We start from the raw sequence: 12,712 nt of genomic DNA on the forward strand, positions 1-12,712 counted from the left end.
CCCGTCCAATCGCCCGCATGCTTAACGCACAACTATAAAGAAGCCGCCGCCCGCGCCGCCGTGTCGTACAAACCGGACGCGTTACGCATCAGTTGCGCGGCCTCGCCGATCTGCTCGTTGGTCAGCCCGCTCTCCTTCAACGTCGAAATCAGGCAGCTCTCGCGCACCTCGCGATACCGCATGCACAACTCGCGACCGGCATCGGTTGCCGAGAAGAACACTTCCTTGCCGGTCTTTTCGCTTTTTACATACCCTCTAGCTACGAGCTTTTTCAACGCGTAGGTCGCGACGTGCGTGTCCTCGATGTTCAGCACGAAGCAGATGTCCGCCAGCTTCTTGCGCCGCTCGCGATGACTGACATGGTGCAGCAGCGAGACTTCGATGGCGGTCATGTCCTTTTCACCGGCCGCCGACATGCAGCGCACCATCCATCGGTTGAATGCGTTGCCCGCCATGATCAGCGCGTATTCAAGTTCGGACAGTTCCGCGCTGCTGTCGGACACGAGATGCTCCGACGAAACGATCTTGGTGGGATGGCGCGACATGATGACGATTCTCGGCAAACAGGATGGGAAGGTGTCGGGAGTGTACGACGAGCCATCGGTCCCGGCGAGCCTGGCAAAAACGCTTATTGAGAAATTGTTGATATTTTATTGATAATGTACGCTTCAATCATCGCGAACCCGGTGCCGTTAATAGGGGCAGCAGGTCCGCCAGATGTTCGACTTCTCCGACTCGACCTGGGCCGTTAAGCCATGAGCCAACCAAGAATCTTCCCGCTCGGCGATGCCGCGCTAGTCTGCGAAGCGCCGCCGCCCGCCACGCTGGACTGCCAGCGGCGCGTGTGGGCCGCCGCCGCGGCCGCAAGCGACTGGCCGCACGTGCTGGAAGTCGTGCCGGGCATGAACAATCTGACGCTCGTGTTCGATCCGCTCGAAGCCGACCCCGACGCGCTCGCCGGCCAGTTGCAGGCGGCCTGGGACGCGGCGGCCGAAGCGCCGACAGCCGGGCGTGAGGTGGAGATTCCGGTGCAGTACGGCGGCGAGTTCGGTCCCGATCTGCAAGCGGTGGCCAATCACACGGGGTTGAGCGTGCGCGAGGTCGTCGAACGTCATTCGAATGCCGAATACGTGGTGTTCTTTCTGGGCTTTCAGCCGGGCTTCGCCTATATGGGCGGACTCGACGCCGCGCTGCACACGCCGCGCCGCGCGTCGCCGCGGCTCGAAGTGCCGGCCGGCTCGGTCGGGATCGGCGGCGAACAGACCGGTATTTATCCGGCCACGTCGCCTGGCGGCTGGCAGTTGATCGGCCGCACCGAGTTGCCGCTCTTCGATCCGGCGCGCCGGCCGCCCACGTTGTTGCAACCGGGCGACCGGGTGCGCTTCACCATCGCGGGGATACACGCATGATCGATGTGATTCGCGCGGGTCTGCTGACCACGATTCAGGACCTCGGCCGTCACGGCTACCGGCATCTCGGTGTGGCGATGGGCGGGGCGCTCGACCGGCTGTCGCTCGAAGTCGGCAACCGGCTGGTCGGCAACCGGCCCGACGCGGCCGGTCTGGAAATCACCTTCGGCCCGACCGTGCTGCGATTTTTGCGCGCCACGCGGGTGGCGATCACCGGCACCGAATTCGGCGCGACGCTCGACGGCAAGCCGGTCTATTCATGGTGGAGCCTGCCGGTCCAGGCCGGTCAGGAACTGGTGCTGAACGCGGCCAAGCGCGGCATGCGCGGCTACGTGTGCGTGGCGGGCGGCATCGACGTCTTGCCGATGCTCGGCTCGCGCAGCACCGATCTGGCCGGCCACTTCGGCGGGCTCGGCGGCCGCGCGCTGCGCGACGGCGACCGCCTGCCGGTCGGCGCCCCGCCGCAGAAAGGCCATCTCGGCTTCACACCCGAGGCGCCGGAATTCGGCGTAAAAGCGCCCTCCTGGTGCAAGTTCGTGCTGGTTCAGGAGCCGCTGCGGCGCGGGCGGCATCCGTCGGGGGTGCCGTGGGCGGTGCCGATCCGCGTGCTGCGCGGCCCCGAGTACGACAACTTCACCGAAGCCGCGCACGAATCGTTCTGGTCCGATGAATGGCTCGTCACGCCGAACAGCAATCGGATGGGTTATCGCCTCGCCGGCACCGAGCTCAAACGCACGCGGAAAACCGATTTGCTGTCGCACGCGGTGTTGCCCGGCACGATTCAGGTGCCGCCGAACGGCCAGCCGATCGTGCTGATGAGCGACGCGCAAACCACCGGCGGCTATCCGAAGATCGGCGCGGTGATCCAGGCCGATCTGTGGAAACTGGCCCAGGTGCGCCTGAACGCCGCCGTCCGCTTCATTCCGACGACGCCTTACGAGGCGCGCCACGCCTTACTGGAAGAACGCACGTATTTGCGGCAGATCGACGCCGCGATCGCGATGCATGAAGAACGCTGCGCGCGCCAGATGGCCGTCGCGGCGCTGTAAAAACGGGTGCCCCGAGTCTGGCGCTGCGAGGAATGGCCTTCGTCGCGACAAACCTGGCGCGGCCCGGCGTTGTCTTGAGAGTAGAGGAACACCATGGAAATCGATTTGAACGCCGACCTCGGCGAAGGCTGCGGGTCCGACGAAGCGCTGCTCGATCTCGTCAGTTCGGCGAATATCGCGTGCGGCTGGCACGCCGGGGGCGCCAATGCAATGCGCGATTGCGTGCGCTGGGCGGTGGAAAAAGGCGTGTCGATTGGCGCGCATCCGAGCTTTAACGATCCGGAAAACTTTGGCCGGAAAGAGATGGACCTGCCGGCCAACGACATCTACGCGGGCGTGCTGTATCAACTGGGCGCGCTGTCCGCGATTGCCCAGGCCGAGGGCGGCCGCATTGCGCACGTCAAACCGCACGGCGCGCTGTATAACCAGGCCGCGCGCGATCCGAAAATCGCCGACGCGATCGTCTCCGCTGTGCACGATTTCGATCCGTCGGTGGCGGTGTTCGCGCTCGCCAACAGCGGACTCGTCACCGCCGCGCGCAACGCGGGCCTGATCGCCGTCGAAGAAGTGTTCGCCGACCGCGGTTATCGGGCCGACGGTTCGCTGGTGCCGCGCAAGGAGCCCGGCGCGCTGCTCGACGACGAAAACCAGGTGTTGGAACGCACGCTCGCGATGGTGCGCGAACAACGCGTGCAAGCCGTGGATGGCCAATGGGTGCCGCTCAACGCGCAGACCATCTGCCTGCACGGCGACGGCCCGCACGCGCTCGCCTTCGCGCGGCGGATTCGCGGCGCGCTGGAGGATGCCGGCATTGAAGTGCACGCAGCCGGCGCGGCGCGCGTCTGATCGGCTGCGCTCCGCGTTGATTCGGGCTAAGCCGATTTAAGCGCCGATCGAGGAATCAACCGGACAGCGCGGATCAACCGTTGCACAACGACCGTTGTCATGCCCTGAACGCCCCGCTCCGAGCGGGGCGTTTGCCAGGCGCACGACGCATCGCAGTATCCGCAGTCAGTCTGCGTCAGCAGACGTAGTAGGCAGGTGTAGCGCAGATGTTGTCGTTCGAAGCAACGCGGCCATGAAGAGCCGCGGCAACAAAACGGCGCGTGAATCACGACGCGCCGGCACACGTTAGCCGTCACAAGCGGCAAGGTTGAAACCCTGTTTGGAGATCCAGATGCAGACAACCGTCAGTCTATGGCCGCTCATCGGCGTGGCCGTCATCATCGTCGGCTTTTTATTACGGTTCAATCCGATGCTGATCGTGGCCGTCGCCACGATCGTCACCGGTGTGGCCGCGCACTTCCCGCTCGAAAAAATCCTGGCCGAAATTGGCACCGGCTTCATCAAAACCCGCAACATCCCGCTGATTATCTTTTTGCCGCTCGCGGTGATCGGCCTGCTCGAACGGCACGGTCTGCGTGAGCGCGCGCAAGCGTGGATCGGCGGTATCAAAGCCGCTACGGCGGGACGTCTGCTGATCGTCTATCTGCTGATTCGCGAATTGACGGCGGCGGTCGGCTTGACCGGCCTCGGCGGTCATCCGCAGATGGTGCGGCCGCTGATCGCGCCGATGGCCGAAGGCGCAACGGAAACCCGCTTCGGCAAGATCAGCGACGCGGTGCGTTTCCGGTTGCGCGCGTTCTCCGCCGCCACCGACAACGTGGGCCTGTTCTTCGGCGAGGACATCTTCGTCGCGTTCGGCGCGATCGTGCTGATGACCACCTTCCTGAAAGAAGCCGGCATTGTCGTCGAGCCGATTCACGTCGCGGTCTGGGGCATTCCCACCGCGATCTGCGCATTCCTCATTCACGGTTTCCGCCTTTATCTGCTCGACCGCAAGCTCGAACGCGAATTGCGCGGCAATGCCACGGCCGCCGCGACGGTCGCACCGACGCAACCCGCCGCAGGAGACAAAGCATGACGCTCACGATCAACTATCTGTTCTGGCTGCTGGGCGTGGTGCTGCTGGTGATCGGCGGCATGATCGTCACGGATAAGGAACACCCGCGCCGTTTCACCGCCGGCGGCTTCTGGATTCTCTATGCGTTGATTTTTCTGATCGGCGACAAGCTGCCGCCCGCCGTGGTGGGCGTGGCCGTGATCGTGATGGCGTTGATCGCGGGCTTCGGCGGCGTCACGGCGGGCAAGGCAAAAACGCTGTCGCTCGAAGCACGCAAGGCTAGCGCCGCGCGTCTCGGCAACAAGCTGTTCATCCCCGCGCTGACCATTCCGGTGATCACCGTGACCGTCACGCTGTCGGCAAGCCATTTGATCTTCGGCGGCACGCCGCTGATCGAGAAGGCCAACGTCACGTTGATCGGCTTCGGCATTGGCTGCATGATCGCGCTCGCGATTGCCTGCGTGCTGACACGCGACACCGTCGGCCAGTCGATGAAAGAAGCGCGGCGCCTCGTCGATGCGTTGTCGTGGGCCGCAGTGCTGCCGCAGATGCTCGGCATGCTCGGCCTCGTGTTCTCGGACGCCGGCGTCGGCAAGGCCGTCGCTCACGTGACCACTGCTTACATCAGTCTCGACTACCGCTTTATCGCGGTCGCCGTGTACTGCATCGGCATGGCGCTTTTCACGATGGTGATGGGCAACGGTTTCGCCGCCTTCCCGGTGATGACGGGCGGCGTCGGCGTGCCGATCCTGGTGGGCGTGTTTCACGGCAACCCGGCGGTGATGGTTGCCATCGGCATGTTCAGCGGCTACTGCGGCACGCTCATGACGCCGATGGCCGCGAACTTCAACATGGTGCCGGCCGCGCTGCTGGAGCTGCCGGATAAGAACGCGGTGATCAAGGTGCAGATTCCGACCGCGTTGTCGCTGTTGGTCGTGAACATCCTCCTGCTGAATTTTCTGATGTTCTTGTAGGGCGGCTGCGTTTCCTGCGCTAGATAGCGATGTATCGCGGAATCTTTCCGCGATACATCGCCAAGCTGATCCGCAGCGCGTGACGAATACGCGTCCCAATTGGGACGCTTCCGACACCTGCTCAACCGAGTGGAACCTAGGATGGTGGATTTGTTTTCCCGCCACGCTTGCCGGCGCGTGCAACGCGCGCCGGCGGCACTCCCGAGCAGGTTTCCATGGATCAGTCTTCCCACGTCGACAACGCGCGTACCCACTCGCCGCCATTCCATCTCGCCGCGTTGATCGACGCCGCGCTCGCCGCACATCGAACCGGGCAGCCGCGCGCCGCCGAATCCCTGTACCGCCAGGCGCTCGCACTCGACTCCGCCAATCCACGCGTGCTGCACTACTTCGGCGTGCTGCACTATCAGCGCGGTGAACATGAAACCGCCGCGCGGTTGATGGGCGAGGCGCTCAGGCTCGATTGCAACGACGCCGCCTGCTGGAGCAACCGGGGCCTCGTGGCTGCCGCACTCGGCCATACCGACGAAGCGCTGATCTGCTACGACGAGGCGCTGCGACGCCAGCCGGATTTCGCCGATGCGCACAACAACCGCGCCGTCGCGTTGCAAGCGCAAGGCGCAGTCGGCGAAGCGATCGACCACTACCGGCAGGCGCTGGCGTCGAATCCGGCGATGGTCGACGTTCATCTGAACCTCGGCACGGCGCTGGCCAGGCTCGAACGTTTCGACGAAGCGCTGGTGTGCTATGGCAACGCGCTGTCGCTCGAACCGCAATCGGCGCAGGCGCACTTCAACGCGGGAAATGCGTACAACGCGCTTGGGCGTCACGAGGCGGCCATCGCCAGCTTCGAGCGCGCGCTGGCGCTGCGGATGGATTACGTGGAAGCGCACATCAACCTGGGCAGCCTGATCGGAAAGCGCGGCGACTATGCGGGCGCCGAATCGCACTACCGGCACGCGGTGGCGCTCAAACCGAATCCGGCACACCTGGTGTGCCTCGGCGGTTCACTTGGCGCGCAGGGCCGACTGGATGAAGAGGAAGTTTTTTATCGCCGCGCGTTGGCGCTCGATCCGGATTACGCGGACGCGCATCAGAATCTCGCGTGGCTGTTGCTCAAGCGTGGCGACTACAAGCAGGGCTGGGCCACCTTTGCGCGGCGCTGGCGGCACAGCGACTACGACGCGCTCGCGATTCCCGGCGTGGCCGAATGGCGCGGCGAGCCGCTCGCCGGGCGCCGTCTGCTGGTGGTCGGCGAACAGGGTTTCGGCGACCACTTCCAGTTCCTGCGCTTTGCGCGCGTGCTCGAACAGCTAGGCGCGACGGTCGACCTTCGCGTGCGCGAACCGTTGCTGCCGCTAGTGGCGCGCATACCTGGCGTGCATCGCGCGTTCAGCGGCGAGCCCGCTTCCCGGCCCGATTCTCACTATGACTTCTGGGTGCCGATGATGAGCGTACCGTCGTGCCTCGGCACGGAGTTATCCACCGTGCCCGCCGAGGTGCCCTATCTATTCGCCATGCCGGCAAAGATCGAGGCGTGGCGCGAGCGCATGGGCGCCGCCGGTCGGACGCCGCGCAAGGTCGGCCTGGTCTGGGCCGGCAGCCCGACGTTCGGCAACGACCGCTACCGCTCAGTCACGCTGACCGAGTTGCGCCGGCTCGGCGATCTGGACAATCTGGCGTGGTACGCGCTGCAGAAAGGCCCGGCGCACGCGCAGCTGGCCGACGCGCCGGCCGCTTTTCGCGCGCACGATTTCACCGCGGAATTGGCGAGCTTCGAAGACACGGCGGCGCTAATCATGAATCTCGATCTGGTGATCGCCGTGGACACGGGCGTTGCGCATCTAGCCGGTGCGCTGGGCAAGCCGGTGTGGTTGTTGCTGCCCGCCAATTCCGATTGGCGCTGGCTGGAGACGCGCAGCGATTCGCCGTGGTATCCCGGCATGACGCTGTTCCGGCAGACGACGCTGGGCGATTGGACGCCAGTGGTCGAGCAAGTGTCTGAAGCGTTACGCAACGGTCGCCACGCCCCCCCACACTGAGTCCGGCACACGCCCGCCCGCCACGTCTATCGACACGCCGCCCAGCCCCACGCGAAGTCAAGGCCGCCGACCCGGCTTAGGATGCCACGTCAATCAGCGATATTTCGCGCCCAGAGCGTGGCGCGAATTCAGTAGGCGTCCACGACGAAACCGTGTTGCCGCAACAATTGCAACACGCCTTCGCGGCCTCCCAGATGCAACGCGCCAATCGCCACGAACACCGGTTTGTTCGGTGCGGCAATCAGCAACATGCGCGACACGAAACGCCGGTTGCGTTCGTAGACGATGCGGTTGTCGATCGAATCGGAGACGCGCTGGTCGCGCGCGAGTTTTTCGGATTTGGCCGCCTGCCAGGCAGCGATCGCATCGGCGTCGCCGACGCGCCACAGGCGGTGCAAGGTCCGCACGTCTTCGACGTTTTCCGCGGGTGTCTGCACGAGATCCTGCGCCAGCATCTCGCGCTGCTGCGCGAGCGAGAGCCCGGTGAAGGCGCGCATCTGTTGCGGCAGGGTTTCGAGTCCGACGATCTTGCCGCGCGTGCGGATATACACGTTCTGCAATTGCGCTTCCGTGCCGTACTCGGTTTGCAATCCGGCGCTCAGCGAATCGTAGGTTTCAACCACCAGCGACGCGAGCCACGGCCGCATCTTCTTGATCGCGTCCAGCGCGGCGGGGTTGCCCCGCAGACGAAAGGCCAGTTTGCGCCACAACGGCTCAGGCAACAGACCCGGCAGACAGTCGCGCCGGCACACGCCGTACTTCGACACATCGTCTTGCGAGACCAGCAGTTCGTCGGGCGAGAGTTCGAGCGCCAAGGTAGGCGACGCCGCCAGAGCGCCGAGGATCGGCGCGCGGAACGGCTGTTTGGCAGGATAGTCGGCGGGGTCGCCGACGTGTAGCGTGCCCAGCACGTAGATCGTCGTGGTGCCGCGTGTCGCCACGTAGAACGGCATGCGAGCCGGCTGCTGACGCACCGGGCCGCTTGCCGTGGTGCCCGGCGAAGCGGGCGGCGAATTGAAACCGGGCAAACTGGCGCGGGGAGGCGCCGGCATGCTGGGCAGCGGCGCCGCCGGACGCCCCGCCTGGCCGGGCGCATTGGCGGCCGCGCCAGCTGCGTGCGCCAGACCGATCGGCACCAAATTCAGCGATATGCCCGGCGGCCAGATCGAGCCGAGGCCGAATGCCGAACAGGCCAGCGCGGCGCCGATCAGCACACGCACCCTCCAGCGCCGCGCGACAGCGGCACGGCGGCCGCCATCACGCGAGCGGCGCGTAAGACGACGCGCCGCCACCCCATCAGGCATCCACGTCCCCCACCTCCTCGGCGCGGTGACACGACACCTGGCGGCCATCCACTTCACGCAGCTTCGGTTCCTCGCTGCGGCAGCGGTCGATCACATACGGGCAGCGCAGGTGAAACGTGCAACCCGACGGCGGATTCAGCGGCGACGGCATCTCACCTTGCAGCTTGATCTTGATGGTGCGATCCGCTTCGAAGATGGACGGCGTGGCCGACATCAACGCGCGCGTGTACGGATGCCGCGGGTTCGAGAAAATCCGCTTTTTGTCGCCGAGTTCCGCCACGCCGCCGAAGTACATCACCATCACGTCGTCGGCGATATGCTCGACCACCGAGAGGTTGTGCGAGATGAACACGTAGCTGGTCTTGAACTGTTCCTGCAGATCCATGAACAGATTCAGAATCTGCGCCTGGATCGACACGTCGAGCGCCGATACGGGTTCGTCGGCAACCACGATTTGCGGGTCGAGAATCATTGCGCGGGCAATCGCCACACGTTGGCGCTGGCCGCCGGAGAACATATGCGGATAACGCTTCGCGTGTTCCGGACGCAGGCCGACGGTACGCATCATCTGCGCGATCCGTTCGGCGCGTTCGGTGGCGCTCAGTTGCGTGTTGATCGCGAGCGGTTCGCCGAGCGTCTGCTCGACGGTCTTGCGCGGATTCAGCGACGCAAAGGGATTCTGGAACACCATCTGCACGCGCCGCCGCAACGCGGCGATCTTCGCGTGATCCGCGCCCGCCACATCTTCACCGTCGATCATAAGGCGGCCCGCGCTGGGTGCTTCGATCATGGTGAGCTGGCGCGCCAGCGTCGATTTGCCACAGCCGGATTCGCCGACCACGGCCAGCGTCTTGCCGCGTTCGAGCGCGAACGACACGCCGTTCAACGCCTTCACGGTGCCCGAGGAGAACATGCCGCGCTTAACGGAGTAGTGACGCGCGAGCTGGTCGGCCACCAGCACGTGATCGCCCGCATGGTTCGACTGGCGCCGCGTTTCGGGTACTGCGTTCATCGTGCGCCTCCATGGGTGTGAACGTTGGCGTCGCCGCTCAGGTTCAGGGGTTTGATGCAGCGCACGCGCGCCACCTCGGCGTGGCCTTGCAGCGGCGCCAGTGCGGGGCGCGCCCTGGTGCAGTCGTCGACCACGTACTTGCAGCGCGGCGCGAACAGACAGCCTTTGGGCCGGTCGTCACGCCCCGGCACCATACCCGGCAACGCGGCCAGCCGCACCGCGCCGACGTTGTGCTCGGGAATCGCCGCCAACAGCGCTTCCGTGTACGGATGATGCGGCGCGGCGAAGATATCGGGCACGCGGTTCGTTTCGATCACTTCGCCAGCGTACATGACCGCGACGCGTTGCGCGACCTCGGACACCACCGCCAGGTCGTGCGAGATCAACACCAGCGCCATGCCGCGCTCTTTCTGCAGCTTGATCAGCAGTTCCATGATCTGCGCCTGGATCGTCACGTCGAGCGCGGTGGTCGGTTCGTCGGCGATCAGCAGCTTCGGGTTGCAGGCAATCGCCATCGCAATCATCACGCGCTGGTTCATGCCGCCCGACATCTGATGCGGGAACGAGCCGATGCGGCCTTTCGGGTCGGGAATGCCGACCTGATCCAGCAATTCCAATGCGCGTTTGTCCAGCGCGCTGCCGCGCAGGCCTTCGTGCAGCTTCAGCACTTCCTTGATCTGATAGCCGACCGTGTAGCTCGGATTCAGACTGGTCAGCGCGTCCTGGAACACCATTGCGATGTCTTTGCCGATGATCTTGCGGCGTTCCTTCGCCGAAGCTTTCAGCAGATCGTGGCCGTTGAAGGTGACTTCGTCGGCGGTGACTTTGCCGGGTGCGTCGATCAGGCCCATCAGCGCCATCATCGTGACGCTTTTGCCCGAGCCGGATTCGCCGACGACGCCGACGACTTCGCCCGGCGCCACGTCGAGGCTGATCCGGTCGACCGCCGGCAGTCCGTTGAAATTCACCGCCAGGTTGCGAATGGTCAATAGATTCGTCATATCACGCCATCCGTTTCAGTTTGGGGTCGAGCGCATCGCGCAGCCCGTCGCCGAGCAGGTTGATCGCCAGCACCGAGATCACGATGGACAGGCCCGGCAAGGTGACGATCCACCAGGCGTTGTCGATGTAATCGCGTGCCGACGCCAGCATCGCGCCCCACTCCGCCGCGGGCGGTTGCACGCCGAGGCCGAGAAAGCCGAGCGCGGCCGCGTCGAGAATCGCCGACGAAAAGCCCAGCGTGGCCTGCACGATCAGCGGTGCGGTGCAGTTCGGCAGCACTTGCGAGAACATCAACCGCAAGGTGCCGGCGCCCGCGACGCGCGACGCCGTCACGTATTCCTTCTGCAACTCGCCCTGCGCGGATGCGCGCGTCAACCGTACATAACCCGGCAACGCCACGATCGCGATCGCCAGCATCGTGTTGACGAGACCGGGACCGATAATCGCCACCACCGCGACCGCGAGCAGCAGCGACGGCAACGCGAGCAGCACGTCCATGATGCGCATGATCGGCGTATCGGCCCACTTCTCGAAGAACGCCGCGATCAGGCCGAGCACGATGCCCGGAATCAACGCGAGCACCACGGAAACGAAGCCGATCCAGAACGACAGCCGCGCGCCGTACATGAGGCGCGAGAGGATGTCGCGGCCCGCTTCGTCGGTGCCGAGAATGAACTTCCAGTTGCCGCCGTCGAGCCAGGCGGGCGGAATCTTCACGTTGTCGCGGTACTGCTCGATCGGGCTGTGCGGCGCGATCAACGGCGCGAAGATCGCGATGAAGATCAGCGCCAGCACGATGATGCCCGCGCCGACCGCACCGCGGTTGCGCGAGAAATTCGCCCAGAATTCACGGACGGCGAGAGCGCGGCCACTGGGCGGCGTCACGGCTTGGGGGACGGTATTTTGAATGTCAGCCATAGTGATTTACCTCGTATGGCGGATGCGTGGATTGAGCACGCCGTACAACAGGTCGACGAACAGGTTCACAACGATCACCAGCGTGGCGATCATCAGGATACCGCCCTGCACCACCGGATAATCGCGCCGGCTGATCGCGTCGATCAGCCACTTGCCGATACCCGGCCACGAGAACAGCGTTTCGGTCAGCACGGCGCCCGCGAGCAGCGTGCCGACCTGCAGACCGATCACCGTCACGACCGGAATCAGCGCATTGCGCAACGCATGCACGACGATCACGCGTGCCGGCGACAAGCCCTTCGCGCGTGCGGTGCGGATGTAATCCTCACGCAGCACTTCGAGCATCGACGAACGCGTCATACGCGCGACAACCGCCAGCGGAATCGTGCCGAGCACGATCGCCGGCAGGATCAGATGGCTCAGCGCGGATTTGAACGCGCCTTCGTCGGTGGACATCATCGCGTCGATCAGCATGAAACCCGTGACGTGCGGAATGTCGTATTCGACCGCGATGCGGCCCGACACCGGCGTCCAGCCGAGCTTCACGGAGAACAGCATGATGAGGATCAAACCCCACCAGAAGATCGGCATCGAGTAGCCGGTCAGCGCCGTGCCCATCACGCCGTGATCGACCACCGTGCCGCGCCGCAACGCCGCGAACACGCCGGCGGGCAAGCCCACGATCAGCGCGAACAGCATGGCGCAAATCGACAGTTCGATGGTGGCGGGAAAGCGCGCGAGGAATTCGCCCATCACGCTGGTGTTGGTGATGATGGAAGTGCCGAGGTCGCCATGCAGCGCGCGGCCGACGTAGTGGACGTACTGCATCGGCAGGGCTTCGTCGAGCCCGAGCCGGTGCAGCGCCGCGGCGTGCATGGCGGGATCGACGCCGCGCTCGCCCATCATCACTTCGATGGGGTCGCCCGGAATCAGGTGAATCAGCGCGAACGCAAGGATCGTGATACCGATGAAGGTCGGAATCACCATGCCGATGCGGCGCAAAACAAAGCGGAACATGGTTTTGTCCCTATGGTCTTGATGAAGAAAAAACGCAACCGGCGACGAGGGCTTGTGACCCCGGTCGCCGGACCATTTCGAC

Annotated in this window: 12 protein-coding genes; 6 read left to right on the top strand and 6 right to left on the bottom strand. The window is 64.9% G+C overall.

Annotation, left to right across the window (positions count from 1 at the left end; translation table 11 throughout):
- Positions 1 to 32: 32 nt before the first annotated feature.
- Positions 33 to 545 carry a winged helix DNA-binding protein gene (locus B0G83_RS24845; RefSeq protein WP_035554587.1) on the bottom strand — a complete coding sequence of 171 codons (513 nt, stop codon included), beginning with the start codon at positions 543 to 545 and terminating at the stop codon, positions 33 to 35.
- A gap of 210 nt (positions 546 to 755) precedes the next feature.
- Between B0G83_RS24845 and pxpB the strand changes: the two genes are divergently transcribed.
- The 6 genes from pxpB to B0G83_RS24875 all read left to right on the top strand — a co-directional run bounded on the left by pxpB (position 756) and on the right by B0G83_RS24875 (position 7,377).
- Positions 756 to 1,409 carry a 5-oxoprolinase subunit PxpB gene (gene pxpB / locus B0G83_RS24850; RefSeq protein WP_105510055.1) on the top strand — a complete coding sequence of 218 codons (654 nt, stop codon included), beginning with the start codon at positions 756 to 758 and terminating at the stop codon, positions 1,407 to 1,409.
- Positions 1,406 to 2,458 carry a biotin-dependent carboxyltransferase family protein gene (locus B0G83_RS24855; protein WP_105510056.1) on the top strand — a complete coding sequence of 351 codons (1,053 nt, stop codon included), beginning with the start codon at positions 1,406 to 1,408 and terminating at the stop codon, positions 2,456 to 2,458. Before pxpB ends, B0G83_RS24855 begins: the two co-directional genes overlap by 4 nt.
- Before the next feature lie 93 nt (positions 2,459 to 2,551).
- Entirely contained in the window at positions 2,552 to 3,304 is a 753-nt protein-coding gene (gene pxpA, locus B0G83_RS24860; protein WP_105510057.1) for a 5-oxoprolinase subunit PxpA, read from the top strand.
- 331 nt (positions 3,305 to 3,635) lie between these two features.
- Positions 3,636 to 4,382, top strand: a complete 747-nt coding sequence (locus B0G83_RS24865) for a DUF969 domain-containing protein (RefSeq protein ID WP_105510058.1) — start codon at positions 3,636 to 3,638, stop codon at positions 4,380 to 4,382.
- Complete coding sequence (locus B0G83_RS24870; RefSeq protein ID WP_105510059.1) at positions 4,379 to 5,335, top strand: DUF979 domain-containing protein; 957 nt, start codon at positions 4,379 to 4,381, stop codon at positions 5,333 to 5,335. The genes B0G83_RS24865 and B0G83_RS24870 overlap by 4 nt, the downstream gene beginning before the upstream one ends.
- 215 nt (positions 5,336 to 5,550) lie before the next feature.
- The gene (locus tag B0G83_RS24875; protein WP_105510217.1) at positions 5,551 to 7,377 is read left to right on the top strand and encodes a tetratricopeptide repeat protein; all 1,827 of its coding nucleotides are present in this window, start codon (positions 5,551 to 5,553) and stop codon (positions 7,375 to 7,377) included.
- A gap of 128 nt (positions 7,378 to 7,505) precedes the next feature.
- Here the strand turns inward: B0G83_RS24875 and B0G83_RS24880 are convergent, their stop codons facing one another.
- The 5 genes from B0G83_RS24880 to B0G83_RS24900 are packed head-to-tail and all read right to left on the bottom strand — an operon-like array spanning position 7,506 to position 12,630.
- The gene (locus B0G83_RS24880) at positions 7,506 to 8,681 is read right to left on the bottom strand and encodes a TraB/GumN family protein (protein WP_105510060.1); all 1,176 of its coding nucleotides are present in this window, start codon (positions 8,679 to 8,681) and stop codon (positions 7,506 to 7,508) included.
- Positions 8,674 to 9,693 carry a peptide ABC transporter ATP-binding protein gene (locus B0G83_RS24885; protein WP_105510061.1) on the bottom strand — a complete coding sequence of 340 codons (1,020 nt, stop codon included), beginning with the start codon at positions 9,691 to 9,693 and terminating at the stop codon, positions 8,674 to 8,676. The genes B0G83_RS24880 and B0G83_RS24885 overlap by 8 nt, the downstream gene beginning before the upstream one ends.
- A complete protein-coding gene (locus B0G83_RS24890; protein ID WP_105510062.1) occupies positions 9,690 to 10,694 on the bottom strand; it encodes an ABC transporter ATP-binding protein in 1,005 nt (334 codons plus the stop codon). The genes B0G83_RS24885 and B0G83_RS24890 overlap by 4 nt, the downstream gene beginning before the upstream one ends.
- Position 10,695: 1 nt before the next feature.
- Positions 10,696 to 11,613, bottom strand: a complete 918-nt coding sequence (locus B0G83_RS24895) for an ABC transporter permease subunit (RefSeq protein ID WP_105510063.1) — start codon at positions 11,611 to 11,613, stop codon at positions 10,696 to 10,698.
- Between the two features lie 6 nt (positions 11,614 to 11,619).
- Positions 11,620 to 12,630 (bottom strand): ABC transporter permease subunit, encoded by a 1,011-nt coding sequence (locus B0G83_RS24900; protein ID WP_105510064.1) that lies wholly within the window; start codon positions 12,628 to 12,630, stop codon positions 11,620 to 11,622.
- Positions 12,631 to 12,712 lie beyond the last annotated feature (82 nt).

Origin of the sequence: Paraburkholderia sp. BL21I4N1 (genome assembly GCF_002973525.1) — a bacterium.
Taxonomy (GTDB): Bacteria; Pseudomonadota; Gammaproteobacteria; order Burkholderiales; family Burkholderiaceae; genus Paraburkholderia.